This is a genomic window from Acinetobacter lwoffii, from assembly GCF_019343495.1.
Taxonomy (GTDB): Bacteria; Pseudomonadota; Gammaproteobacteria; order Pseudomonadales; family Moraxellaceae; genus Acinetobacter; species Acinetobacter lwoffii_P.
Map to the genome: position 1 here is coordinate 1,769,483 of NZ_CP072549.1, position 24,728 is coordinate 1,794,210.

The 24,728-nt window shown below is 45.4% G+C and carries 26 protein-coding genes and 1 pseudogene; 9 read left to right on the plus strand and 18 right to left on the minus strand.

Annotated elements, in window-relative coordinates:
• Nucleotide 1 precedes the first annotated feature (1 nt).
• The 8 genes from rplV to J7649_RS08440 all read right to left on the minus strand — a co-directional run bounded on the left by rplV (nt 2) and on the right by J7649_RS08440 (nt 4,422).
• Nucleotides 2–331, minus strand: coding sequence for a 50S ribosomal protein L22 (rplV, locus tag J7649_RS08405; RefSeq protein WP_001982638.1), 330 nt, complete (start codon nt 329–331; stop codon nt 2–4).
• 11 nt (nt 332–342) lie between these two features.
• On the minus strand, nt 343–618 hold the full coding sequence (gene rpsS / locus J7649_RS08410; RefSeq protein WP_004281508.1) for a 30S ribosomal protein S19: 276 nt from the start codon (nt 616–618) through the stop codon (nt 343–345).
• Nucleotides 619–637: 19 nt separating this feature from the next.
• Entirely contained in the window at nt 638–1,462 is an 825-nt protein-coding gene (gene rplB / locus J7649_RS08415; protein WP_004281509.1) for a 50S ribosomal protein L2, read from the minus strand.
• An 11-nt stretch (nt 1,463–1,473) separates the two neighbouring features.
• Entirely contained in the window at nt 1,474–1,794 is a 321-nt protein-coding gene (gene rplW / locus J7649_RS08420; protein WP_004281510.1) for a 50S ribosomal protein L23, read from the minus strand.
• Nucleotides 1,791–2,393, minus strand: a complete 603-nt coding sequence (gene rplD, locus J7649_RS08425; RefSeq protein WP_004281511.1) for a 50S ribosomal protein L4 — start codon at nt 2,391–2,393, stop codon at nt 1,791–1,793. The genes rplW and rplD overlap by 4 nt, the downstream gene beginning before the upstream one ends.
• Nucleotides 2,394–2,404: 11 nt before the next feature.
• Nucleotides 2,405–3,043 carry a 50S ribosomal protein L3 gene (rplC, locus tag J7649_RS08430; protein ID WP_004645054.1) on the minus strand — a complete coding sequence of 213 codons (639 nt, stop codon included), beginning with the start codon at nt 3,041–3,043 and terminating at the stop codon, nt 2,405–2,407.
• Between the two features lie 60 nt (nt 3,044–3,103).
• Nucleotides 3,104–3,415: a 30S ribosomal protein S10 gene (gene rpsJ / locus J7649_RS08435; protein ID WP_000070912.1), complete on the minus strand. Its 312-nt coding sequence runs from the start codon at nt 3,413–3,415 to the stop codon at nt 3,104–3,106.
• A gap of 272 nt (nt 3,416–3,687) precedes the next feature.
• A complete protein-coding gene (locus tag J7649_RS08440) occupies nt 3,688–4,422 on the minus strand; it encodes a type 1 glutamine amidotransferase (protein ID WP_005108602.1) in 735 nt (244 codons plus the stop codon).
• 163 nt (nt 4,423–4,585) lie between these two features.
• Between J7649_RS08440 and J7649_RS08445 the strand changes: the two genes are divergently transcribed.
• From J7649_RS08445 to yihA, 5 genes and pseudogenes are all read left to right on the plus strand, one after another.
• Nucleotides 4,586–5,788, plus strand: a complete 1,203-nt coding sequence (locus J7649_RS08445) for a PLP-dependent transferase (RefSeq protein WP_219307373.1) — start codon at nt 4,586–4,588, stop codon at nt 5,786–5,788.
• Nucleotides 5,789–5,806: 18 nt separating this feature from the next.
• Nucleotides 5,807–7,357 (plus strand): helicase HerA-like domain-containing protein, encoded by a 1,551-nt coding sequence (locus J7649_RS08450; RefSeq protein WP_219307375.1) that lies wholly within the window; start codon nt 5,807–5,809, stop codon nt 7,355–7,357.
• A 153-nt stretch (nt 7,358–7,510) separates the two neighbouring features.
• Nucleotides 7,511–8,272 carry a globin domain-containing protein gene (locus tag J7649_RS08455; protein WP_004281516.1) on the plus strand — a complete coding sequence of 254 codons (762 nt, stop codon included), beginning with the start codon at nt 7,511–7,513 and terminating at the stop codon, nt 8,270–8,272.
• Between the two features lie 97 nt (nt 8,273–8,369).
• Nucleotides 8,370–8,810, plus strand: coding sequence for an RrF2 family transcriptional regulator (locus J7649_RS08460; protein ID WP_219307377.1), 441 nt, complete (start codon nt 8,370–8,372; stop codon nt 8,808–8,810).
• 105 nt (nt 8,811–8,915) lie between these two features.
• Nucleotides 8,916–9,692: pseudogene (gene yihA / locus J7649_RS08465) on the plus strand (ribosome biogenesis GTP-binding protein YihA/YsxC); the annotation flags it as partial.
• Between the two features lie 273 nt (nt 9,693–9,965).
• Here yihA and J7649_RS08470 read toward each other — a convergent pair.
• Together J7649_RS08470 and J7649_RS08475 are read right to left on the minus strand one after the other, a co-directional pair.
• A complete protein-coding gene (locus tag J7649_RS08470) occupies nt 9,966–11,213 on the minus strand; it encodes a dicarboxylate/amino acid:cation symporter (protein WP_228738632.1) in 1,248 nt (415 codons plus the stop codon).
• Nucleotides 11,214–11,385: 172 nt separating this feature from the next.
• Nucleotides 11,386–12,258, minus strand: a complete 873-nt coding sequence (locus J7649_RS08475) for an acyl-CoA thioesterase (RefSeq protein WP_004645045.1) — start codon at nt 12,256–12,258, stop codon at nt 11,386–11,388.
• 283 nt (nt 12,259–12,541) lie between these two features.
• Between J7649_RS08475 and plsB the strand changes: the two genes are divergently transcribed.
• Nucleotides 12,542–15,109 carry a glycerol-3-phosphate 1-O-acyltransferase PlsB gene (plsB, locus tag J7649_RS08480; protein ID WP_219307384.1) on the plus strand — a complete coding sequence of 856 codons (2,568 nt, stop codon included), beginning with the start codon at nt 12,542–12,544 and terminating at the stop codon, nt 15,107–15,109.
• 191 nt (nt 15,110–15,300) lie between these two features.
• Here plsB and J7649_RS08485 read toward each other — a convergent pair whose 3' ends face one another.
• Nucleotides 15,301–16,104: an NAD-dependent epimerase/dehydratase family protein gene (locus tag J7649_RS08485; RefSeq protein ID WP_005249885.1), complete on the minus strand. Its 804-nt coding sequence runs from the start codon at nt 16,102–16,104 to the stop codon at nt 15,301–15,303.
• A gap of 33 nt (nt 16,105–16,137) precedes the next feature.
• Here J7649_RS08485 and recG point away from each other — a divergent pair, with 33 nt between their 5' ends.
• A complete protein-coding gene (gene recG, locus J7649_RS08490; RefSeq protein WP_219307387.1) occupies nt 16,138–18,183 on the plus strand; it encodes an ATP-dependent DNA helicase RecG in 2,046 nt (681 codons plus the stop codon).
• Nucleotides 18,170–18,805, plus strand: a complete 636-nt coding sequence (locus J7649_RS08495; RefSeq protein ID WP_219307389.1) for a ComF family protein — start codon at nt 18,170–18,172, stop codon at nt 18,803–18,805. The genes recG and J7649_RS08495 overlap by 14 nt, the downstream gene beginning before the upstream one ends.
• A 4-nt stretch (nt 18,806–18,809) precedes the next feature.
• Here J7649_RS08495 and J7649_RS08500 read toward each other — a convergent pair whose 3' ends face one another.
• Both J7649_RS08500 and J7649_RS08505 read right to left on the minus strand, forming a co-directional pair.
• Complete coding sequence (locus tag J7649_RS08500; protein WP_219307391.1) at nt 18,810–19,211, minus strand: NUDIX hydrolase; 402 nt, start codon at nt 19,209–19,211, stop codon at nt 18,810–18,812.
• A 30-nt stretch (nt 19,212–19,241) separates the two neighbouring features.
• On the minus strand, nt 19,242–19,832 hold the full coding sequence (locus J7649_RS08505) for an LOG family protein (RefSeq protein WP_219307393.1): 591 nt from the start codon (nt 19,830–19,832) through the stop codon (nt 19,242–19,244).
• Nucleotides 19,833–19,984: 152 nt separating this feature from the next.
• Here J7649_RS08505 and J7649_RS08510 point away from each other — a divergent pair, with 152 nt between their 5' ends.
• On the plus strand, nt 19,985–20,998 hold the full coding sequence (locus J7649_RS08510; RefSeq protein WP_005248226.1) for a CorA family divalent cation transporter: 1,014 nt from the start codon (nt 19,985–19,987) through the stop codon (nt 20,996–20,998).
• 106 nt (nt 20,999–21,104) lie between these two features.
• Here J7649_RS08510 and J7649_RS08515 read toward each other — a convergent pair whose 3' ends face one another.
• Genes J7649_RS08515 through J7649_RS08535 form a run of 5 tightly spaced genes read right to left on the minus strand, consistent with a single transcriptional unit; the run spans nt 21,105 to nt 24,333 of the window.
• On the minus strand, nt 21,105–21,395 hold the full coding sequence (locus J7649_RS08515) for an STAS domain-containing protein (protein WP_219307395.1): 291 nt from the start codon (nt 21,393–21,395) through the stop codon (nt 21,105–21,107).
• A 15-nt stretch (nt 21,396–21,410) separates the two neighbouring features.
• The gene (locus J7649_RS08520; RefSeq protein ID WP_005249877.1) at nt 21,411–22,043 is read right to left on the minus strand and encodes an MlaC/ttg2D family ABC transporter substrate-binding protein; all 633 of its coding nucleotides are present in this window, start codon (nt 22,041–22,043) and stop codon (nt 21,411–21,413) included.
• Between the two features lie 18 nt (nt 22,044–22,061).
• A complete protein-coding gene (gene mlaD / locus J7649_RS08525; RefSeq protein WP_044112243.1) occupies nt 22,062–22,739 on the minus strand; it encodes an outer membrane lipid asymmetry maintenance protein MlaD in 678 nt (225 codons plus the stop codon).
• Nucleotides 22,739–23,518 (minus strand): lipid asymmetry maintenance ABC transporter permease subunit MlaE, encoded by a 780-nt coding sequence (mlaE, locus tag J7649_RS08530; protein WP_004281531.1) that lies wholly within the window; start codon nt 23,516–23,518, stop codon nt 22,739–22,741. Before mlaE ends, mlaD begins: the two co-directional genes overlap by 1 nt.
• Nucleotides 23,515–24,333, minus strand: coding sequence for an ABC transporter ATP-binding protein (locus J7649_RS08535; RefSeq protein WP_004645032.1), 819 nt, complete (start codon nt 24,331–24,333; stop codon nt 23,515–23,517). The genes mlaE and J7649_RS08535 overlap by 4 nt, the downstream gene beginning before the upstream one ends.
• Nucleotides 24,334–24,728: the final 395 nt, after the last annotated feature.

The window sequence follows — 24,728 nt, forward strand, 5'->3', positions numbered from 1 at the left end:
ATCAAACCCCTACCTTAACGGTGATGTGACAAGTACGCTTAGTAATACGATCTGCACGGCCTTTAGCACGTGGCATAATACGTTTCAGGCTCATGCCTTCATCAACGTAGATCGTAGAAACTTTAAGGTCGTCTACATCTAAACTGTTATTGTGTTCAGCATTTGCAATCGCAGATTCCAACGCTTTCTTAACTAGAACTGCAGCTTTTTTGTTGCTGAAGTTAAGGATGTTAAGAGCGTGCGCAACAGATTTGCCGCGGATAAGATCTGCAACCAAACGAGCTTTTTGTGCCGAGATAGCGGCACCGCGTAATTTAGCAGTTACTTCCATCATAGCACCCATTAACGTTTAGATTTCTTGTCAACACCGTGACCGCGATAGGTACGAGTTGGTGCAAATTCACCAAGCTTGTGACCAACCATGTGCTCAGAAACGATCACAGGAACGTGGTTACGGCCATTGTGTACAGAAATTGTTAAACCAACAAAATCCGGGAGGATCATCGAACGACGCGACCAAGTTTTGATCGGCTTACGGTTATTAGCCGCGATAGCCGCTTCAACCTTAGCGAACAAGTGCGCATCGACGAATGGGCCTTTTTTCAGAGAACGAGGCATTGTCAGATTCCTTTACTTGTTACTTAACGCGACGGTCGCGAATAATCATCTTAGTCGTACGCTTATTGGTACGTGTCTTGTACCCTTTAGCTTTTTGACCCCATGGGCTTACAGGTTGAATACCTTTGTTACGCCCTTCACCACCACCATGTGGATGGTCAACTGGGTTCATCGCCATACCACGAACGGTAGGACGAACACCACGCCAGCGTGATGCACCCGCTTTACCTAGTGAACGAAGGTTGCTTTCTGAGTTAGATACTTCACCTAACACAGCACGGCATTCAACGTGAATTTTACGCATCTCGCCTGAACGCAGACGAACGATAGCGTAAGAACCGTCACGACCCAACAGCTGAACTGAAGTACCAGCTGAACGAGCTAACTGCGCGCCTTTACCGATTTTAAGTTCGATGTTGTGAAGAGTAGAACCGATAGGCATGTTGCGAAGCGGCAAGCAGTTACCTGGACGAATTGGAGCATCGTTACCAGACTGTACTTTATCGCCAGCGCGAAGGCCTTTAGGAGCGATGATATAACGACGCTCACCATCAGCATACAATACAAGTGCAATGTGTGCAGTACGGTTAGGATCGTATTCGATACGCTCTACAGTTGCAGGAATACCATCTTTGTTACGTTTAAAGTCAACTAGACGGTAGTGCTGCTTGTGACCGCCACCAACGTGACGAGTCGTGATGTGACCGTTGTTATTACGGCCGCCAGTACGTTTTTTAGCTTCAACCAACGGAGAGTATGGTGCGCCTTTGTGAAGGTGATCGTGAACCACTTTCTCTACAAAGCGACGTCCTGGAGACGTTGGCTTACATTTTTGAATAGGCATAATTCTCGTCCTTATTCCGCTGTGCTTTCAGCGGTATCGCCCAAGTCAGCCATTTCAACATCTTGGCCAGCTTTCAGGGTGACGTATGCTTTTTTAACATCAGAACGACGTCCTAATGTTTTACCAAAGCGTTTAGACTTACCTTTAGTGATAGTCGTGTTAACTTTAACAACTTCCACACCAAAGAGTTGTTCCACTGCTTTTTTGATTTCAAGCTTGTTTGCATTTAATGCAACTTTAAACACTTGAACACCAGCAGTTTCACCTAAAACTTGTGCTTTTTCTGAGAATACAGGTCCTTGCAGGACTTGATAGATACGTTCGTTGTTCATCCGAGTTCTACCTCAATTTTCTTAGCAGCAGCTACAGACATAACAACTTTGTCGAACGCAATCAAGCTAACCGGATCGATTGCAGCAGCATCAACCACATCAACGTGTGGAATGTTGCGCGCAGCAAGATACAGGTTCTCATCAACAGCATCAGTAACGATCAATGCGCGAGTCGCATTCAAGTCGTTAAGTTTTGCAAGCAATTCTTTAGTTTTTGGAGCTGCAACAGCAAACTCTTCAACTAAAACTAGGCGATCTTGACGAACAAGTTCAGCTAGGATGCATTGCATAGCACCGCGGTACATTTTACGGTTTACTTTTTGAGACCAGTCTTGTGGACGAGCAGCAAAAGTTTTACCACCGCCAACCCAGATTGGGCTACGAATAGAACCAGCACGAGCGCGGCCAGTACCTTTTTGACGGAATGGCTTGCGACCACCGCCAGAAACGTCTGCACGTGATTTCTGAGCTTTTGAACCTTGACGGCCACCAGCTAAATAAGCTGTAACCACTTGGTGAACAAGAGCTTCATTAAATTCACGACCGAACGCAACTTCTGATAATTCAACAGCAGAGCCGGAAACAGTATTTAAATTCACGTTATTTCCCCTCAGGCCTTGATCGTAGGACGAACGATTACGTCGCCACCAGTAGCACCAGGAACCGCGCCTTTAACAACTAGAACTGAACGTTCTGTGTCGATAGCAACGATCTCAAGACCCTGTGTAGTTACGCGTTCAGCACCTAAATGGCCAGCCATTTTTTTGCCTTTGAATACGCGACCAGGAGTCTGGTTTTGACCAGTAGAACCTAAAACACGGTGAGAAACTGAGTTACCGTGAGTTGCATCTTGCGTACGGAAGTTCCAACGCTTAACACCACCTTGGAAACCTTTACCTTTAGATTGACCAGTTACGTCAACAACTTGACCAACTTGGAACAATTCAACGGTAAGCGTACCACCAACTTCACGACCTTCAAGATCAGCTTCTGTAGCACGGAATTCTTGAACTAGACGACCAGCTGCAACACCCGCTTTCGCGAAGTGGCCTTTCTGAGCGTTAGTTACGCGAGATTCGCGACGTTCACCAGTAGTGATTTGAATCGCTTGATAACCATCAGTTTCAAGCGTTTTGATTTGAGTGATGCGGTTAGGATCAACCTCAATCACTGTAACAGGCACAGAAACACCAGCATCTGTAAAGATACGTGTCATACCGCACTTGCGACCGACTAAACCAATAGCCATGTGCATAAACCTCTAAAAAAGCGGCCTAATTAACTTAGAGTGTTAATTAACCCGAAAGCCTTAACCCAATGCGATCTGAACATCAACACCAGCTGCAAGATCTAACTTCATCAATGCATCTACAGTTTTGTCTGTAGGTTGAACGATGTCGATCAAACGCTTGTAAGTACGGATTTCGTACTGGTCACGCGCGTCTTTGTTTACGTGTGGTGATGTTAAAACGTTAAAACGTTCAATGCGTGTTGGCATTGGAATTGGACCACACACTTGTGCGCCAGTACGTTTTGCGGTTTCTACGATTTCTTGAGCTGATTGATCAATCAGGCGATGATCAAAAGACTTAAGACGGATACGAATTCTCTGGTTAGACATACCAGTAAACTCCAAGCCAAATATATAAAGAATCACTCTTGACGCATCTCACCCCACTTTATATGGGCAAGTGTCAAGAGCAGTGAAATATCACTAAGGTCATGATCGATGCCACGACTGTAACGATAGTTAACTACTTTATTCGCAGTTAACCCCCTTCCTATTGAAGGGTCGCTTATTATAGCCATTGTTTAATGCATAAGCAAATCTCTTTTATGGTTTTATCCAAGTTTTCAATTTATGACTTAAAACAATAGTTTATTGTTTAAATATTAGGCAGTTTTTGCCAAAACATATTCTATAGCACGATTTAACATCTGATTTCCTTCAATAAATTTTTGCTTCGTGGTTTTTTTTAATTCAAATAAATTTTGCACATATTTTCCTGAAAATTGCGCAAGCTCTTCTTCATTTTCCAAAAACAATGCCAGGGTTTCCGGCGTGATTTCAGGATGAAACTGGAAGCCCAATACATTTCTGCCCAACTGGTACATCTGATTACGACAGGCTTCATTTTCTGCCAGATGGACTGCACCTTTGGGCAATTCAAATGTTTCATTGTGCCATTGCAGAATATTAAACTGCTCCGGCAGGCTAAAACACGTCTCTGGTAGATTCGCCACTCTGTGCACCGTGGTCCACCCCAGTTCTTGTTCTGGATTGCGACTAACACCTGCACCCAAAGCATTTGCAATCAACTGCCCACCCAGACACAGGCCAATTGCCGGTTTACCATGCGAAAGATAGCGACGCAACCAGCGTTTTTCTATTTTTAACCAAGGGAAATTTGCTTCATCATTCACACTCATGGTTCCCCCCATAATGATCAGCAAATCCACCTCTTCCACTGCAGGCAGCGCCTCGATCTCCAGCGGCCGATCCACGGGTAAAGCAAAAAATTCAGTCGCGGTAATGTGCGCCTGATGCTGCTTTAAAAATTCATAACAACTACCAAAACCTTCACCAGCAATATGCTGAAAATAATGCACTTTTAAATGCGACTTCATGCTCCTCAACCTATTTTATTAGCTATATAGATTTAGGTTTTGCAAAAATGAAGCCAACTTTTTATAAGACTTGTTGTTTTTAAACAATTCACAACGTAACTGGCAGTGAGTCACAGATTCTCTTAAGCTAGAGTAATATTTGATTACATTTGAGCGCATTCACGTGAAACAAGACTCTCAAACTCGCCTGATTCATGCACCACGAAAGGCTCCTCAAGCGATTTCCACCATTCAGCCTCCCCTCTATCGTGCATCGACCATTATCTTTAACAATACCGATGCCCTGTTTAATCGCCATTGGACCGATGACTATGATTATAGTTATGGCACGCATGGCACGCCTACGACCTTTACGCTGGGCGATAACATCGCACAGCTCGAAGGTGGTTTATATCACCTGCTCGCACCGAGTGGTTTATCCGCGATTAATCTCGTGAATTCTTGCTTTTTAAGCCAGGGCGATGAGGTTTGGGTGGCTGACAATATTTATGGTCCAAACATGGAGCATTTACGCAATCTGGAAAAGCGTTATGGAATTACGGTTAAAGTCTACAATTCCATAGAGCTTGATACATTTCAGCCTACAGATAAAGCCAAACTGATCTGGCTCGAGGCTGCTGGCTCAGTCACTTTGGAATTTCCGGATCTGGCTGGTTTGGTGAAAAAAGCCCAGGCACATCATATTCTGACGGCACTGGATAATACCTGGGGCGCAGGTCTGGCTTTTGATGCCTTTGATTTTAGTGAAGAGCATTTAAGTGTAGATATGACGGTACATGCTCTGACCAAATATCCAAGCGGCGGTGGTGATATCCTGATGGGCTCAGTGGTTACGCGAGATAAGACCCTGCATCACAAACTGTTCCGTGCGCATGCCATTCAGGGCATTAGTGTTTCTGGTGATGATGTGGCACAGGTACAACGCAGTCTGGCTTCGATGCAACTTCGCTATGAACACCAGTCGAAAAGTGCGCTGACATTAATGACATGGCTTAAACAGCAAACCGAGTTTGTACAGGTGCTGCATCCTTCAGATCCGGACAGTGCAGGCCATCAGTACTGGAAAGAAATTTGCAAGCAAGGTGATAGTGCCGGCCTGGTCAGCGTGATCTTTGACAGCACATACGTAATGCAGGATATCCGGAATTTCTGTGATAGCTTAAAACTGTTTAAGCTTGGCTTTAGTTGGGGTGGCCCTGTCAGTCTGGTCATGCTATATAACTTAAAAGACATGCGTGTGCTGGAACATTCACACTTAAAAGACGGCTTGCTGGTTCGTTTCTGTATTGGACTGGAATATCCGGAAGATTTGATTCAAGATATTCAGCATGCACTAGAACAAATGAAAAAACTTAAAAACGAATAATAAATAACAGGAACAGCTATGGGTAGACCAATTGTTATTGCTAAAAAAACTGCGGATACCACACAGGATATTGTGCTGCATTCCCAACTTGCCAATCGACATGGCTTGATTGCAGGTGCCACTGGTACCGGAAAGACTGTGACTTTAAAAGTATTGGCGGAGAGCTTTTCTCGAATTGGTGTACCTGTATTCCTCGCCGATGCCAAAGGCGATGTGTCCAGCCTGGCCAAAGCAGGTGAAAGCAGCCCCAAGTTTGATGAACGGATTAAAAGTCTCAATATCGAGTCCATTCCTTTTGCAGCCTCACCAGTGGTGTTTTGGGATTTATTTGGCGAACAGGGTCATCCGATTCGCACTACCATTTCTGAAATTGGCCCGCTGCTGCTGGCGCAAATACTGAATCTGAATGACACCCAGGAAGGCGTTTTATCTGCCGTGTTTCGGATTGCCGATGATCAGGGTTTATTGCTAATCGACTTTAAAGACCTGAAAGCCATGCTGAGTTATGTCTCTGAGCATGCGGCTGAGTTTAAAGCTGAATATGGCAATCTTTCACCCGCCAGTCTCGGTGCGATTCAACGTAATTTGTTAGCTCTGGCTGACCAAGGCGGTGACCAGTTTTTTGGCGAGCCGGCGCTGGATCTGATGGACTTTTTACAAACGGACAGTCAGGGCCGTGGCAATATCAATTTGTTGGCGGCTGACAAGCTGATGAATACGCCTAAGCTATATGCCACGTTCTTGCTCTGGATGCTCTCCGAGCTGTTTGAACAGCTTCCCGAAGTCGGCGATCTGGACAAACCTAAACTGGTGTTTTTCTTTGATGAAGCCCATCTCTTGTTTGATAATGCCAGCCCTGCCCTACAGGATAAAATTGAGCAGGTGGTGCGCCTGATTCGCTCGAAAGGTGTAGGGATTTATTTTGTCACGCAAAATCCGTTGGACTTGCCGGAAAGTGTCTTAGGCCAGCTCGGCAATCGGGTTCAACATGCTTTGCGGGCTTTCACTCCCAAAGATCAAAAAGCAGTGAAAACCGCAGCAGAGACTTTCCGAGCCAATCCTGAATTTAAAGTCGATCAGGTGATTACTGAGTTAGCAGTAGGTGAGGCTCTAATTAGCTGCCTGGATGAAAAGGGCATTCCGCAAATTGTAGAGCGTGGCTGGGTCATGCCGCCGCATTCATCCTTTACACCGATCTCGCTTGAAGAACGCAAGGCTCTCATGCAGCAAAGTATTGTCGCCGGTATTTATGAGCAGCCAGTCGATCGGGACAGCGCCCACGAAATGCTGCAAAACAAGGTCGCAGAACGCCAGCAACAGGCTCAGGCCGCCGAATTTGCCAAACAACAAAGCAAGGAACAAGAAGCTCTTGCCAAGCAGCAAATTAAAGAACAGGAACGTCTGGCACGAGAACAGCAAAAAGAAGCTGAACGCGCAGCCAAGCAACGAGAAAAACTGACTCAGGATATTGTCGGCACCTTTGCCAAAAGTGCTGCCCGCAGCCTGGGCGGGAGTACGGGGCAGAAAATTGTGCGCGGCTTACTGGGTTCGCTGTTTGGCCGCAAATAATCCCCCTCCTTTTCCGATCATCATCACACTTTTTATGGGATATTTTTATATCCCGTAATTTTTTTATGGTTTTATGACTATGCGCTATTGTAAAGCCGTTTTAAAAGATGTAATTTAAATACATCTTTTAAAAAACATCTGTAGATAGCTCTCATGACTCCACAACATATTGAACTTGTACAAGCGACTGTTCCTGTTTTACGTGAAAACGGCGTAGCACTTACCACGTATTTCTATAACCGCATGCTGAAAAACCATCCAGAGTTGAAAAACACCTTCAACATGGATCATCAAAGTACTGGCCGTCAACCACGTGCCTTGGCTGCCGCAGTACTTGCCTATGCCGAAAACATTACCAATCCGGGCGTTTTGGCCAAAGCCATCGAACGCATTACCACTAAACATGTCAGCCTGGATATTCAACCGGATCAATATGCGATTGTCGGTGAGAATCTGTTGCACTCGATCAGCGAAGTTTTAGATGTACCCATGGACTCAGACCTGATTGCAGCCTGGAAAGAAGCGTATATGCAACTGGCAGATATTTTGATTGGTGTGGAAAAATCTAAATATGCCACCCTAGCTTCTGAAAATGGTGGCTGGGCGGGCTGGCGCGAATTTGAAGTAGCAGCAGTGAATGATACCGACGCAGGTAAAATCTTTACACTTAAAGCTAAAGATGGTGCAGCGATTGCAAGTGCTGAAGCCGGTGAACATATTTCAGTACGTGTACAGGTGCCTGAACAGCACATTCGTCAACCACAACAGTTTAGCTTTGATCAGGCTCAAAACGAGCAATATCAAATTACTGTGAAAGCGGAAGAAAATCCAACCGCATTCTCGGTTGCACAGACACTGATCGACCACTACAAAGTTGGTGATGTAGTTGAAGTGTCTGCCCCGCTCAAGCTTTAATTGCAAAAACGGTTTAGACTAGCATCAGATTCTGATTAAAAGCTCCATTCGTGGAGCTTTTAACATTCAATTCTTTCATTTTCTAGCTGTTGACCTTATGCAACTCAATAAATTCACTGACTATGCGCTTCGGATTCTGATGTATGTCGCACAGCCACGTGATCTCCCCTATACCATTGCAGAACTTGCCGAGCGATTACAGGTTTCACAAAATCATGCCATGAAAATCGTGCATTTTATGGCGAAACAGGAGTGGCTGATTACCATACGTGGTAAAGGTGGCGGCATACGTTTAAATCCGGCCAGCCTGAACCTCCAGCTGGGACAGATTGTGCGGATCCTGCAACGCGACAACAATGTAGTGGAATGCAATAGCCCACCCTGCGTATTACGTCCGACCTGTGGCTTAAAAGGCATTTTAGATGATGCCGTGGAACAGTTTTATAGCAGTCTGGATCACTATGTACTTAAAGATGTGATTACGCCACGAAATGCGCGTTTCAGCACAAATTCTCCGATCAGCCTGATTAATCTTTAAAGTCTTCAGGGTCATGTCTTGTGACTTATTCTTGCGGCAAAGTTCGCTTGCCTGTGCGACTTCCTTTATAATGTTTCATTGTAGATCATTTATTGAAGTTGAGTTATGCACCACAGCAGAGGAAAATCCAAAAACAGTAAGACAGCCCATGCGCCTAAGCAAAAGATCAGCTACGAGAAAAAAGTTGATTCTGCCATTACTGAATATTCTGTGCGCGCACTCAACTGGCTACGCAAAGCCGAATTTTTAATGAGTGCACCCAAACTCAGTCTTTGTGTAGAAGATACAGGCTATGAAATTGCTTTTGCCGGCCGCTCGAATGCGGGTAAGTCTAGTGCGATTAATGCCCTGACCAACCAGAAACAGTTGGCACGTGCATCGAAAAAACCTGGCCGTACCCAGATGATCAACTTTTTCAGCCTGGGCAATCCGGATCAGCGTCTGGTCGACTTACCCGGTTATGGTTATGCGGCTGTGCCTGAAAAAATGAAACTGGTCTGGCAAAAAGAACTGGAAAATTACCTGATTCACCGTCAAAGCTTGCAAGGCCTGGTATTGCTGATGGATATCCGCCATCCACTGCAACACTTTGATGTGATGATGCTGGAATGGGCTTATTCCCGCCAGTTGTTCGTGCATGTCTTGTTAACCAAGTCAGATAAACTAAACCGTGGTCCTGCATCCAAAGCCTTGCAGGAAGTCAAAGCGGCATTGAAAAAGATGAAGCTGGATTTCTCGATTCAACTGTTTTCCTCCATGAACAAACAAGGTTTAGAAGAACTGGCCAGCGTCATGGGTGGCCGTTTGAACTTTACCTTAGATCAAGCATCTGAATATGATCTGGACAGCATTCCGGAAGCATCAGCGCATGATTTGAATGAATCTGATGAACCGCTTGAAGAGCTCGAGCTTAGTGAAGCTGATTCTGAGCATGCTGAAGTATCGACTCATGATTTAAATGAAGCTGAAGAACCGCTGGAATTACTTGAGCAGGATCAATCCGAGCTTAAAGCGGCAGATGAATTGAATCAGAATAAGCATTCACCGGATTAAGATCCATATCACCGCAATGGTCTGGGATCGTTCTGGATTTATTAAAACTTACCTTATAAAAAAAGCAGACCAATGGCCTGCTTTTTTTATTTTTTAAATGTTTTAGCTATCTGTAGCTTGAAGATCGGGTTCACGCGTATGCCGGTCCACCACCACACTGATCATCATATCCCCTTGAACATTCACCACTGTACGTACGGTATCCAGTAAACGGTCGATCGGTAAAAGAATGGCAATCGCCTCGGCAGGTAAACCAACCGATTGCAAGACCATAATCATGGTCACCATACCGGCACTCGGAATTCCCGGTGCACCTAAGGATGCAATCATCGCAGTTGCACAGACCACCAGTTGCTGCCCCAGACTCAGATCCAGCCCCATTAAATTGGCAATAAACAGAGCTGCAGCTGCTTCATACAGCGCCGTACCATCCATATTCAACTGTGTACCAAGTGGAATCACAAAGCCTGCAGTATGTGGACGTACCCCTAAATTTTCCTGCGCGCATTTCATCGACAAGGGCATGGTGGCCGAACTGGAACTGGTGGCAAAGGCAGTAATCAAGGCAGCACGTGTGCCTTTAAAGAACGTGACCGGATCCATCTTGCCGAAAATCCACAGCAATAAAGGCAAAACCACGATGCCATGAAAAATCGTCGTACCGGTGACTACCGCAGCGAATTCAGCCAGACGACTGAGAACTGAAACATCTTCAGTGGCAATTAATTTAGCCAATAAGGCAAAAATACCGAGCGGTGCCAGTTTCATCACCCAGCCAATCATCAACATCATGATTTCAAAAAACTGGTGACTCAGCTTGCGCACAGTACGGAATTTATCTCCACCTGCGACTAGTGCTACACCCACAAATAAGGCAAAGACTACCACCGCCAAGACATTCCCATCGGCAAATGCTTTAAACGGATTGATCAGGGTATTCTGAATAAAGTTGGTAAAGAAAGAAGATGGCGTAAGCGTATCCGGTGTTTGATGTTGCGCCATAGCATCCTGGAACATCAGCACATCAACACCCTTACCGACATTAAACAAATGCGCACACGCCAGCCCCAAAATGAGTGCTAAGGTAGTGGTGGTCACACAGCACATCAGGGTGATTTTCCAGGTGCGGCTTAGCTGCCCACCCGCCTGCAGATTGGATACGCCGACCACGATCGAGCTAAAAATCAGCGGCACTAACAGCATTTTTAACAAGCCAATAAAAATGCTGCTGACGATACCGATGCCATATAAGCTGACATCAAAAAATGAGGTCTGCGGAAATATCGTCAATAGAAATCCAAACAGCACCCCCAATACGGCGGCAATTAGAATTTGCGTATTTAAGCTCATCTTTTCATGCATTTTTAATATTGATCTTAAGCCGCACTATGCCATGCGAATTCTACAGAATCGAGTAATATTTTATAAACGCGGCGTGAGGACATGATATCAAATGGCCTTTTTCATCCGGCTTAAAAACAAAAAATCCAATCTAGGATTCGGCTTTTTGAGCAAGAAAAAATTACTGCGTTTCGATTTCACGTAAGCGGATCAGGCCTTCCTGAGAGGTACTGCAGACCAGCTCGCCGTTCTGCCACATCCGGCCAAAATTCAGGCCGCGCGAACTGGCGCTTTGGGTGGCATCCATATCGTAAAGCATCCACTCATCCGCACGGAACGGTTTATGGAAGTACATGGCATGGTCAATACTGGCACATTGCAAACTTGGCGAGATATAGCTCAGACCATGTGGACGAAGCGCTGTGGTCATCAAGGTAAAATCAGAATAGAAAGCAGCAATAGCCTGATGCAAGGAGATCTGATCGACTTCTGCAGCAATACGGTCATGCGTACGGATATAGTGCGCATAAGACGGTGCTTCAGGTTGAGGCTGGAATGGATTTTGCGGATTGACCGGACGAATTTCCACATGACGATCACGAGTGAAAGATGCACGGACATTTTCCGGAATAAACTCAATAATCTGTTTGATCAGTTCCGCTTCATTTTTCAGGCTTTCTGCCGGTGGATATTCAGGCTCTGAAATCTGGTAATTTAGCCCTTCTTCCTGATGCGCGAAAGACACCATACACATGAAAATGGTACGGCCATGCTGAATAGCGCGCACCTGACGGCTGACAAAGCTCTTGCCGTCACGGATACGATCCACTTCATAAATAATCGGTGCATTGACATCCCCGCCAAACAAAAAATAGGCATGTAATGAATGTGCTGGACGGTCTGTGGTATAAGACGCGGCGCGTAGTGCCTGCCCTAAAACCTGCCCACCGAACACGCGCTTGCCCACCAGATTCCGGCTGATTCCCCGGAAAATGTTTTCTTCTAACTTTTCTAAGCTGAGCAGCTCGACCAGTTCCTGTGTTAAGGCATTCATAAGCAACCTATCTAATATTGGAGATATCCCAAAATGGAAAAAAGGATCTAAATAATTGATCTGGAATATTCTGCCACAAAATCAGACCGAAACTCTAAAGTTTGCATGACTGTTCTGTCATACTGATGTCATAAGTGACTAGGAAAAGCACCTGCTTTCACGCTAAAATTGAAGCACTTCTGTTGAAGTTGTTAAAAAAAGATATATTGTTTCGCTTTAGAAACCGGCAAAATAAATTCCCTCAGAAGTCCTGTGGTTTTGGTCAGTAAAATTAGGAGCAGCTATGTCCAAGAATGGCTTTGGTCAAATGTATCGCAAGCTTTCAAGTAAGTTACTTGATCTTGTGGTTACCCCTCATGTTCTTGGGGAAGTACCAAGTGAAGTGACAGCACCTGAATCTGATCAGACTACAGCAGAATCGCAAAAGCTGGTCTGCTACGTTTTACAGAACCATTCACGTAGTAATGCGCTCGTGGTCGATGCAGAAACACGCCGCTTAAAATTACCGGCTGCACTTGATCCAATGCAACTCGGAAACAACAAGGAAAAAGCATCGGTACTGTTTTTACAGCATCATGATGAAAATAATTTGCTGAGCTCACCACCGCATGCTTTCCCGCCGCGCCTGTTACGCCTGATTGAAATTCTGGAACAGCATCCTGAGCTGGATGTCGAACTGGTACCGGTAACAGTACTTTGGGGACGTGAACCGGAGAAAGAAGATTCTTGGTTTAAACTGCTATTTACCGATACCTGGTCTACACCAAGCCGGGTCAAGCAACTGGTCAATATCGGCCTGCATGGTCGCCAGTCTTATTTAGAGTTTCATGAACCGCAGTCTTTACGCACCTTGATTAACTTTGCCAAAGAGACGCATCCAAATTCAGCGCCGGCCACCTATATTGTCAGCACTTTAAATGATTACCTGGATGGTCAGCGTGAAGTCATTCTCGGGCCGGATCTGTCCGACCGCCGTAATGTCATGCATGGCCTGATCAAGTCACCCGATGTACAGGCAGCGATTCGCAATGACAGTATTCGTAGCAAAATCTCGATGCTGGAATCTGAACGTCGTGCGATTGGTTATCTGAACGAAATCGTTTCCGATTATTCTCATTCTACCGTACGTTTTGCCGACAAGGCCCTGACCCGCTTATGGACCCAGCTTTATGACGGCGTAGAAGTCCATAATTTCAGTACCGTGCGTGAATTGGCCAAGGATTATGAAATTGTCTATACCCCATGTCACCGCAGTCACATTGACTATTTATTATTGTCTTATGTGATCTATCGCCGTGGCTTGATGGTGCCGTATATTGCTGCGGGCGATAACCTCAATATGCCTTTTGTCGGTCAGATTTTACGTGGTGGTGGCGCTTTCTTTATTCGCCGTACTTTCCGCGGCAATGCCCTGTATACCACGGTGTTCAAAGAATATCTGTATAGCGTCCTGTCACGTAATACCCCGCTGGAATACTTTATTGAAGGCGGCCGTTCACGCACCGGTCGTTTGCTTCCGCCAAAAACCGGGATGCTGGCGATGACCGTACATGGTCATTTACGTGGCAAATCTAAACCGATTGTGTTTTTGCCAACCTATATTGGCTATGAACGCCTGATGGAGGGTGGCACTTATGTCGGTGAAATGAGTGGCAAGCCAAAAGAAGCTGAGTCTATTTTTGGTATTTTGAAAACCCTGCGCAAGATTGAACGCATTTTTGGCAAGGTGCACCTGAACTTCGGTAACCCAGTGTTTCTGGATGATATTCTGAAACAGCATGGCGCAGAACATATCAAGATCGAAAAGAATGATGATCCGATTCCACAAGCCGTTTCTGATGCAGTGAATAGCTCGGCACAGGCCATTCTGGAAAATATCAACAGTGCGGTCGTGATCAATCCGGTATCATTATTATCTTTAATCTTACTGGCTACACCAAAACATACGCTGGATGAAGAAATCTGTATCAAACAGCTGGATACCTATCGCACCTTGCTCACCGCCCTGCCTTATGATGAACGCATGCAGGTTACACCGCTGTCAGGCAAAGAAATAATTGCCTATGCAATGAAGCTGAAACTGATCAAACGGGTGAAGCATGTACTGGGAGATATTATTGCGATTGAGGATAATCAGGCGGTTCTGCTAACTTACTTCCGTAATAATATTGTGCATACTTTTATATTGCCATCCCTGATTGCAGCCCTGACTGAACATAACGGCACCATCCGCCGTCATGATGTGATCAATATCAGCAGCACCCTATATCCGTTCCTCAAAGCTGAGCTATTTTTAAAATGGCATGAAGATGAGATTCAAAATCAGGTCAATGCCCATATTGATAGCTTAATTGCCTTGAAACTGATCACGCAAGATGGCGAAAACCTGATTGCACCTGCACCGAATACGGAAGCGCATCATCAGCTCGAAGTTCTGGCTGCACCCGTGACTCAAAGTCTGGAACGTTATTACATGACTTTGGCACTGATTACCCAGCGTGGTTCTGGCAATATCTCGACCCGTCAGGTCGAAGAGCTGAGTTATCTGGTGGGACAGCGCCTGTCTGTGCTATATGAGTTCAACTCACCTGAGTTCTTCGACAAAGCCCTATTCCAGAGCTTTATTAAAGTCTTAACCCAAAAAGGTTATCTGTGTACCAATGAAGACAATGCGATTGTCTTTGATGAGCAGCTAACCAATGTGGCTCAATATGCAGATTTGGTACTGGATGAAGTGAAGCTACAAATGCTGCACCACATCACCGACTTTACGGATGAAGAACTGAAAGAAGCTTTGGATGCAGTTGCGGCTGAACAAGCCAAGAAACGCGCGAAGCGGAAGAAGAAGTAAGATTATTTAAGCCCCTAAGCTCCTTCTCCCTCCGCGGTGAAAAGCACTGCTTCGCAAGGGAGATGAGGAAAAATGTTCAAAAAATTCTCCACCTCTCCCTAGCCCTCTCCTAAAAGGAGAGGGAATTTAATCCTCCCTCTCCCCTTCGAGAAAAGGAGGAATGTTCCTCTTTTAAAAGAAGGGGCTAAAGATTATTTTTCCATCAACTCCAAATAATCCTCATAACAATCTGGATGCTCTAACTCAAATCCCATTTTCTGCATTCGAGTCGCATAAAGTTTCTTACCTGTCACCTGCTCACTTTCTACTTGCAACAAAGGAAGTCCCAGCTGCTGTTGGAACCATTGCAATATTTCATGCAATAATTTTGGCTGGTTATCGGTCACAATATAAGAAGATTCCGGATGTTCCACGTGAATCATATGTGACAAGAAACGTGATAAATCTTCAATATGAATCCGGTTGGACCAGTGCAGATTCGGATATCTCAACATCGAGGCGGCCATTTTTTGTAGGCGTTCTACCGATGCTCCATAAATCCCACTTGGACGAATGATGGTACATTTCTCAGGATAAGCAGTGAAATAAGCCTGCTCCATCTGCTGCAAGATTTTGCTCTGAGCATCATTCGGGTGAATTTCAGTTTCGTCATCTACGATTTCACCGGAATTTTGCCCATAGACCCGGGTGGATGACACCACCACAATCTGTTTCACCGGATGCTGTTTCAAGGCAGCCACAATAGGCTGAACAGAATCCAGATAGGTTTGCTGATAGCCTTCAACCGTACTTTGTTTTGGACTAAGTAATACATAGACCCAGTCAATCGGTGTAACTGCTGTTAAATCCAGTTTATGCACATCCTGAATCAGATGAGTTGCGAATGAATCTGTTTTGGGACTCTGGCTAATTGTGCTAATTTGATGACCTTGCTCAAATAGTTGTTTAGCCACACGTCGGGATGTTTTACCATAACCGGTAAATAAAATATGCATTGAGCACCGAATCACAAATCTGGTTGAGGGGACATGGCTGCAGTCCATCAGTTACAAGGCGTTGGCAATGCCGCCGCTTCATTACTCGAAAAACTAAATATCTTCAATACTGATGATTTGCTTTTTCATCTACCACGTGACTATGAAGACCGTAGCACGATCATTCCCATGAATCAATTGAGCGTGGGACGCAGTTATCTGCTGGAAGGGATCGTTAAAGGTGTAGATTTTCCACCCGGTAAACGCAAATCTATGGCTGTGCTGCTGGATGATGATTTTGGCAAGGTTACTTTACGTTTTTATCATATCTATAAAGGTATTACTGACCGCTGCAAACTGGGTAACCGTTTAAGAATTTTTGGTGAAGTGCGGGTCGGTGCGCGCGGTCTGGAAATGTATCATCCCGAACTGCAAGTCATTACTGAGGACACACTTTTACCTCAAACCCAGCTCACGGCGATTTACCCTGCGACTGAAGGCCTGACCCAACCCAAAATACGGGATTATATTCAGCAGGCCTTGGCTCAATACAGCGACCATCTGCCTGAACTACTGCCAGCAAAATTTAGTAACGGTTATGCGCTGAAACAGGCACTGGAATATATCCATCACCCGCCTGTCAACGCCAATATGCTGCAGCTGGCACAAGGCTCACATCCTGCACAGCAGCGTCTGATCTTTGAAGAGCTGGTAGCGCATCAGATCAGTTTATTGACACGTCGGGCTTTTATTCAGCAGGTCGAAGCGCCTTCATTTGCGCCCAGTCAGACCTATGCCAAACAGTTACTAGCGAGTCTGACTTTTGAAATGACCGGTGCGCAAAAACGTGTATCCAGAGAAATCGTGCAGGATTTAAAAAGCAATAAACCAATGTTGCGTCTGGTGCAAGGCGATGTTGGTGCAGGTAAAACCCTAGTGGCCGGTGTCGCAGCCTGCCATGCCTTAGAGGAAGGCTGGCAAGTGGCCTTGATGGCACCGACCGAGATTCTGGCCGAGCAGCATTATCTGAACTTTAAACGCTGGTTTGAGCCATTAGGTTTAAATGTGGCCTGGCTTTCCGGCAAACAGAAAGGCAAAGCCCGTGCCGCAGCAGAACAGGTTATTCGTGATGGCAGCGCCCATCTGGTGATCGGAACGCATGCCCTGTTTCAGGAAAATGTCGAGTTTGCCAAACTGGGTCTGGTGATTATTGATGAACAGCACCGCTTTGGTGTGGATCAGCGCCTTGCACTCAGAAATAAAGGGCTAGATGGTATGTCTCCGCATCAACTGGTGATGACTGCGACTCCGATTCCCCGCACACTGGCCATGTCTGCCTATGGTGATCTGGATACCTCGGTGATTGACGAGCTGCCGCCGGGCCGTACCCCGATTCAGACCGTGACCATTCCATTAGATCGACGCGAAGAAGTCTTGCAACGGATTGCCAGCAACTGTGCCGAAGGCAAGCAGGCCTACTGGGTCTGCACCCTGGTAGAGCAATCCGAAACCCTAGATGCTCAAGCTGCCGAAGCGACTTTTACCGAAATTCGCGAGCGCTTTCCTGCGCTGAATATCGGACTGGTACATGGCAAGATGAAAGCCGATGAAAAACAGGCGGTAATGCAGCAGTTTAAAAATAATGAATTACAGCTCCTGATTGCCACCACCGTGATCGAAGTCGGCGTGGATGTTCCGAATGCATCTATTATGGTGATTGAAAATGCTGAACGTCTGGGCTTGTCTCAATTACATCAGCTACGTGGCCGGGTTGGTCGTGGTGCCAAAGCCAGTTTCTGCGCCCTGCTCTATAAACACCCTCTTTCGCAAAATGGTCAGGAACGTTTAAGAATCATGCGCGAAACCAATGATGGTTTTATGATTGCAGAGAAAGACCTGGAATTGCGTGGCCCAGGTGAGCTGCTCGGGACCAAACAGACTGGCGACATGAATTTCCGTGTGGCCAAACTGGAACGTGATGATCACCTGCTCAATCAGGCACATTATGTGGCTCAGCAGATGCTCAAGGATTATCCTGATCAGGCGGAGGCATTATTGCAACGCTGGCTACCGGAAGCACCGCGCTATGCCTATGTTTAAACTACTGGAACATGGAAAATCCTGGCTGACTCGCTTGCAGCCCTGCCAGCTGTGTCTGACTGATCATCAGTCCATTCATTCAGTCTGTGAAGATTGCTGGCGACAATTACCTTGGGCACATCAAACCATTCAACGGCAGGAAATGCAGTTCCAGATTGCCTGCGACTATGCTTACCCGATGGACCGGCTGATTCAACTGTTTAAATATGAACAGAAGCTGCATTTGCAAAATTTACTGGCAGGTGTGCTGTTAAGTTTAGACCTACCTAAAGTCAGTGCGATAGTACCGATGCCGATCTCGAATGAGCGTCTGGCTGAGCGCGGTTATAATCAATCTCTAGTGCTGGCCAAACATGTGGCAAAACAGTTGAATGTACCCATCTGGCAACCTGTTCGACGAATGAAACAACACTCGCAAAAGGGCCTAAGCCGGCTGGAGCGGATTGAAGACATCCAATCACAATTCCAGATCAGTACCATTTCCAAGCTACGGTATCGTCGGGTGCTGATTATTGATGATGTGGTGACGACCGGCAGCTCGATTCGAGCACTGAGCCAAACACTTGAACAACTGGGCTGTCAAAAAGTTTATGCAGCCTGTCTGGCAGGTGCTCAAATCTGAAAATTTAAGCTTGGGCGAGTAACTGCGACTTCACCCAAGGAATCACAATTTCAGTGGTCAAGGGTGCGAGTCGTAGCTCTTTTTCATCCAGATCGACCCATTTCATTTCGGCAATTTCCGCTTCAATTTTTGGTGCTTGATCCAGACTTACCCAATAGACATAACTCACCAGTTGATGATCTGGTTCATTCGCCGTCTGGGTTTCAAAACGCCCAATGAATTGCTGAATCTGCGCCTGTGTGCCAATCTCTTCCTGAATTTCACGCAACATCGTTGCTTCTGGTGCTTCATTTGGCTCCAGCTTGCCACCAACCTGCATAAAGCAGGACGTCCCTTTTTTGCGAACCACCAGCAGTTGCTGCGTTTCATTTAAAATAATGGCCGCAGCCACCGTAATCACGTTCATTTATTTTCTACAAATCATGCTGTGGACAGCTTATTTTACAAGATCTGTCTGATCGACCATACCCCATTTCGCTTCAGGCGGCTGATAACTTTCAAACTGGCGCAAAATATCATCCAGATTATCACTCACAATTAAAGCATCGCTAAAGCGCGCTTTGGTAAAACCTTTCTCAGTCGTCATATGGATAAATTTGAGTAAATCATCGTAAAAACCATCTACATTTAAAAAAGCACAAGGCTTTTTATGAATTCCCAACTGTGCCCAGGTCCATTGTTCAAAAATTTCTTCCAGGGTTCCAGCACCACCCGGAATGGCAATAAATCCCTGTGCCAGTTCCGACATGCGGGTTTTACGCTCGTGCATATTATCGACCACAAATAGCTCGGTAATATGCGGATGCGCCAGTTCACGATTGACCAGCTGTCTTGGAATTACGCCAATCACCTTGCCACCAGCAGCCAAAGCACTATCAGCAACAATACCCATCAAACCGGAACGACCACCGCCATAGACCAGCGTCTGATGCCTTGCTGCCAAGGTCTGGCCAACCTTTTCGGCGATCTCGGCATAGAGAGGATCCGAGCCCAGTGCTGAACCACAAAAAATTGCGATAGAATTCATTATTTCACTCTCCAATTGACGCTATATTGTACGAAATCGCTGCAAGCGCATTTTTTCCAAAAATAACTGCTTAATATCAGTGTTTTTATTCAATTCCTTGTCTAAAATACACCCATTCCAATTCACATACTGCGCCAGGGAGAAAAGACAGCATGCTTGAAGCCTTTTACGCCACAGAGCGCGGTAGCTTAGAAGATATCACGATTAACGGTGATTTCGACCTACATCCAGATTTAGTATGGCTTGATCTGATTGCACCTTCACAAGAAGAGCAGCAATGGATTCTAGATGCCTATGCGCAAAATTTACCGACCTTAAAATCGCTGGAAGATATTTCCTCGAGTGCCCGATTTTACCGTGATGATGACGGTATTTTGCATATCAGCACCTATTTTTTAACCAAAAATAAAAACTATCAGGTCGAGAACGAAAACGAAGATGAATCCAGCATGCTGGCGACGGTGCAAACCGTAGCATTCATTCTGCATAAGGACCGTCTGTTTACCTTGCGTGGCGAAAAGCTGGTGGCCTTTCGTGCCTTCCGTGCTCGTGCACGCCGCAATGATTATGAAATCGATTATAAAGATCCGACCTGGATTTTATTGGGCCTGCTCGAAGCCAAACTGGATGAACTGGCCGACATTCTGGAAGATGTCCATAAAGATTTAGAAAAATATTCAACTGAAGTGTTGAATAACCGTCATCGTGAACAGATTCTCGATCTGGATGACATGATTACCCGTCTGGCTCAACTGGAAGATATGCTCGGTAAAGCGCAGCTTTGTCTGATCGATTTACGTCGTGTTCTGACTTTCCTGTCTCGTCCACGCGCCTTGGGCAGTCATATTTATGATGCGGATATCCGAGAACTCAGTGAAGATGTGCGCTCGCTGGTTGAACATGATGCCTTCCTGTTCCAGAAAGTGCGCTTCCTGCTCGATACCACGTCCGGATTCATTAACACGGAACAGAACGATACGATTCGTCGATTCTCGATCTTGCCAAGTATGCTTGCACCGCCGATGCTGATCGCCAGTATTTATGGGATGAATACCGAAGTCCTGCCTTTTGCACAAGGCACCATGAGCTTCATTATGGTCAGTATTATTTTGATCGGCTTTTTAATCGGGCCATTAATTTACTTTAGATGGAAGAAGTGGATTTGAGCGAGCTTTAAAGCACTGCTTTTAAAGCGAAGTGCAAGAAACGCTCCTCATCTGATTCATGCTTATTGGAAAAGCAATAAAAAAGCACCTTTCGGTGCTTTTTTATTTACTGAATGATTTGTAAATCATCCTGTAAATGACAGGCCTGAATGATATTCATCATTTTAGTAGGGACAGCTTTAAACTGTAGTCCTTGCGCTTGAGGAGTCTGGCGCAACCAGCGCACCAATACTGCCAAAGCCAAAGTACTGCCACTTTCAAGCCCAGCCAGATTAACCACAAGCGGAAACTTGCTCTGCGACTGAACCACACGCAGACCATCTAAGTAATAGTCCTGCGCATTAGCATAGTCAATCTTGCCTGAAACCTGCAATTCCTGATCCTTGAATACAATCACGGCTCACCTATCTGATTATTTCTTGTCGATTGCAGCTTCTGCATCCGGTTTGAAGTTAGCAATAGCTTTATCTATGTTACCGCCATTACGTTTGACTGTCGCAGCAAACTGGTTACGGAATTGCAAACCTAGATCAATACCCGATACATTGATGTTGCGGATTTTCCATTGTGAACCTTTGTCCACCAGCTGAAACGCTACCGGAATTTTTTCGCCTTTATTATTAAAGTCGATGGTTACAACAGGGTTTTTGCTATTGCTAGCCTTGTATGGACGTACGCTATAGGTCTGATTGCTGAACTTGGAAAATGCAGAACCATAATTTTCAATGAGCGTTTCACGGAAATTCTTTTCAAACTGAGCGCGCTGTGCAGCCGTACTATACTGGTTCGTCGCATAAGTCCCCATCACAATACGCGTGAAAGACTGTGAATCAATGTATGGATCCAGATTCTGGCGGACAATCGCTTTTACCAGCGCTGGATTGTTCTGCAATTTGGCATTATCAGCTTTGAGGCGCTCAATCAAACCATCTGCCACTTTTTTAATAAAAGCAGGTGGTGCTTCAGACGGTGCAGCAAACACTGTACCAGCAACCATTGTTGAAAGAATGCTTGCTGCAAGCGTTTGTTTTACTAAAGTCTTCACTGAAATCTCCTCAATCTATTATTCAACAAATGCAGGTTCTGCATCAGTCGATTCTGAAACTGTCGCCTGTTCTGGGGCAGTTTCTTGACTATCTGACGATTTACCGGCACCGCCAGTAATGAACTTCGTCACTAAATCTTCAATTTCCATGGTGCCTTGGGTATTGGCAATCTGATCACCGCGTTTCAAATAGTTCAGACCACCACCTGGAATAATTTTCAGGTATTTTTCACCCAATAACCCATTGGTCGCTACCATAATATAAGCATCCTCATCAATATTGGTGATGGATTTCATGTTAGCTAACAGTTGTTTTTCCATGTCTTTTTGTTGCGCAGGGGTAGCCGTAGTATAGTCCGAACTATAACGTAACTCTTCCAACGCTTCCTGCTGAACCTGCTTTAACTGTTCAGTATTAAACGAAGTCAATGAGCCATCCAGGGTCATATGCACGGTCGCCAGACGCGTCACTGGATCCAGGGTAATATCATCCACCTGCCCCACTTTCACACCACTCAATGCCACTTTGGCACGCGGCTTGATCCCATTTACATTTTCAAAAGTCGCTGTCATTTTATAGCTGTCGGAAATATTGTGTCCGACCAGACCACTGACACGCATCGCCAGGAAAAATAAGGCAATACCAAACAAAATAACAAAAACACCAACGGCCAGCTCACTAGTACGTGATTTCATTAAACACCTCCGAACATGACCGCAGTCAACACAAAATCAAAGCCTAAAACGCACAGTGAAGAATACACGACTGTACGCGTTGTAGAAGTTGCAATACCTTCCGATGTCGGGACACAGGCATAGCCTTGATACACCGCAATCCAGGTACAAATTAATGCGAATACAAAACTTTTAATAATGGTGCCATTCAAGACATCTTTATAGAATTGCACGCTGCTTTCCATGCCGCTCCAATAAGCGCCTTCATCGGCACCCAGGAAATCTACCCCGACCATTTTACCGCCCATAATGCCAACTGCGGCAAAGATGACGGAAAGCATTGGCAAGCTAAAAATCCCTGCCCAAAGACGCGGCGAAATCACCCGCTTCAATGGATCGACACCGATCATTTCCATACTGGACAATTGTTCAGTAGCTTTCATCAGGCCAATTTCCGCAGTCAAGGCTGAACCGGCACGTCCTGCAAATAGCAAAGCAGCGACCACAGGTGCCAGTTCACGCAGCAAGGTCAACGCGACCGCTGTTCCTAGCATCGACTCACTACCAAAGGTCGACAAGATGCTAAACATCTGCAAACCAAGCACGGCACCAATAAACAGGCCAGAAACCACAATAATCAGCAGGGACAATACCCCAACCCGATACATCTGATAAATAAACAGCTTTACGCCAAGCCAGGTCGGCATGGAAAATAAAATCTGCAACAGCATCAGGGTCGCGACCCCAATCCCCTGTACACGTTCAATAACGCGTCTACCTAATGCGGCAATTGCATTCATGAACGAACCTCATCACTTAAATAAGCTTGATGACTAAACTGATAATCCACTGGACCTTCTACCGAACCGGTCAGAAATTGCTGTACAAAAGCAGACGGATGCGCTTTCAGCTCTGCCGGTGTGCCCTCGCCCTGAATTTTGCCTTCTGCCACCACATAGATGTAGTCTGCAATTGATAAAGTTTCTGCAACATCATGCGAGACAATAATTGTGGTTAAGTCCAGTGCTTCACGTAATGAACGGATCAGACGAGTCAAAACGCCCATCACAATCGGATCTTGTCCGGCAAAGGGTTCATCGTACATGATCAGCTCAGGATCCAGCGCAATCGCACGGGCCAAAGCCACGCGTCGGTTCATACCACCGGATAGTTCAGACGGCATCATCTGTTCTGCACCACGTAAACCGACTGATTCCAGCTTCAGTGCCACGATTTCCTTAATCAGATGTTCCGGCAATTTAGTATGTGCTCGAATCGGAAATGCGACATTTTCATACACGCTCATATCGGTAAACAAAGCACCGCTCTGAAACAGCATGCCCATCCGTGCACGTGCTGAAAAAAGTTCGGAACGTGACATCGTGGCAATATCCTTGCCGTCCAATAAAACCTGACCGTGCTCAGGAACCAGCTGCCCACCAATCAATCTTAATAAGGTGGTTTTACCAGTACCGGATGGTCCCATAATGGCGGTAATCTGCCCACGACGAATATTTAAACTCACGTCGTCATAAATCACGCGCTCACCCCGCTTGAAGCTCAGATTCTTGACTTCAATCAGAGATTGAGTATCTCGCGCTGTTTGATTTTTCATAGCTGAGTTTATTCCTGCATTTTTTCAGCATGCATACTATAAAGGAACGAAGTTCAAAATGTTAGCAGTTGAAAAAGATGGTTTAATATCATAAAAAAATGACAACAATGGATTATTTCGTATTTTTTATAATAAAAATATGCACTTAAGCTTGATTCAAGCACATTGATTAATTAAAAAGACTGTATAAATAATAGATAATATTACATAAAATCAAAGTCAATGCGATATATGGCATATACACCTCTATCAATTGAGATCGAAGAGCTAAGCTTTTCATATTAATAATTATCATAACCCTGACAAAATATGATTTAGTAGACATTTTACGTTAAAAAGCAAAAAACTCAATGCATAAAAAAACCGGTATTTCTACCGGTTTTTTTATCTTCATC

Bases quoted from the DNA above. Each gene is read 5' to 3' on its own strand.
- rplC (WP_004645054.1), bottom strand. From the start codon at position 3,043: ATGGCTATTGGTTTAGTCGGTCGCAAGTGCGGTATGACACGTATCTTT.
- recG (WP_219307387.1), top strand. From the start codon at position 16,138: ATGGCTGCAGTCCATCAGTTACAAGGCGTTGGCAATGCCGCCGCTTCA.
- rpsS (WP_004281508.1), bottom strand. From the start codon at position 618: ATGCCTCGTTCTCTGAAAAAAGGCCCATTCGTCGATGCGCACTTGTTC.
- J7649_RS08510 (WP_005248226.1), top strand. From the start codon at position 19,985: ATGCTTGAAGCCTTTTACGCCACAGAGCGCGGTAGCTTAGAAGATATC.
- rplV (WP_001982638.1), bottom strand. From the start codon at position 331: ATGGAAGTAACTGCTAAATTACGCGGTGCCGCTATCTCGGCACAAAAA.
- J7649_RS08495 (WP_219307389.1), top strand. From the start codon at position 18,170: ATGCCTATGTTTAAACTACTGGAACATGGAAAATCCTGGCTGACTCGC.
- mlaD (WP_044112243.1), bottom strand. From the start codon at position 22,739: ATGAAATCACGTACTAGTGAGCTGGCCGTTGGTGTTTTTGTTATTTTG.
- J7649_RS08460 (WP_219307377.1), top strand. From the start codon at position 8,370: ATGCAACTCAATAAATTCACTGACTATGCGCTTCGGATTCTGATGTAT.
- J7649_RS08455 (WP_004281516.1), top strand. From the start codon at position 7,511: ATGACTCCACAACATATTGAACTTGTACAAGCGACTGTTCCTGTTTTA.
- J7649_RS08500 (WP_219307391.1), bottom strand. From the start codon at position 19,211: ATGAACGTGATTACGGTGGCTGCGGCCATTATTTTAAATGAAACGCAG.
- J7649_RS08485 (WP_005249885.1), bottom strand. From the start codon at position 16,104: ATGCATATTTTATTTACCGGTTATGGTAAAACATCCCGACGTGTGGCT.
- J7649_RS08505 (WP_219307393.1), bottom strand. From the start codon at position 19,832: ATGAATTCTATCGCAATTTTTTGTGGTTCAGCACTGGGCTCGGATCCT.
- J7649_RS08450 (WP_219307375.1), top strand. From the start codon at position 5,807: ATGGGTAGACCAATTGTTATTGCTAAAAAAACTGCGGATACCACACAG.
- J7649_RS08470 (WP_228738632.1), bottom strand. From the start codon at position 11,213: ATGAGCTTAAATACGCAAATTCTAATTGCCGCCGTATTGGGGGTGCTG.
- rplB (WP_004281509.1), bottom strand. From the start codon at position 1,462: ATGCCTATTCAAAAATGTAAGCCAACGTCTCCAGGACGTCGCTTTGTA.
- plsB (WP_219307384.1), top strand. From the start codon at position 12,542: ATGTCCAAGAATGGCTTTGGTCAAATGTATCGCAAGCTTTCAAGTAAG.
- mlaE (WP_004281531.1), bottom strand. From the start codon at position 23,518: ATGAATGCAATTGCCGCATTAGGTAGACGCGTTATTGAACGTGTACAG.
- J7649_RS08535 (WP_004645032.1), bottom strand. From the start codon at position 24,333: ATGAAAAATCAAACAGCGCGAGATACTCAATCTCTGATTGAAGTCAAG.
- rpsJ (WP_000070912.1), bottom strand. From the start codon at position 3,415: ATGTCTAACCAGAGAATTCGTATCCGTCTTAAGTCTTTTGATCATCGC.
- rplW (WP_004281510.1), bottom strand. From the start codon at position 1,794: ATGAACAACGAACGTATCTATCAAGTCCTGCAAGGACCTGTATTCTCA.
- J7649_RS08475 (WP_004645045.1), bottom strand. From the start codon at position 12,258: ATGAATGCCTTAACACAGGAACTGGTCGAGCTGCTCAGCTTAGAAAAG.
- J7649_RS08440 (WP_005108602.1), bottom strand. From the start codon at position 4,422: ATGAAGTCGCATTTAAAAGTGCATTATTTTCAGCATATTGCTGGTGAA.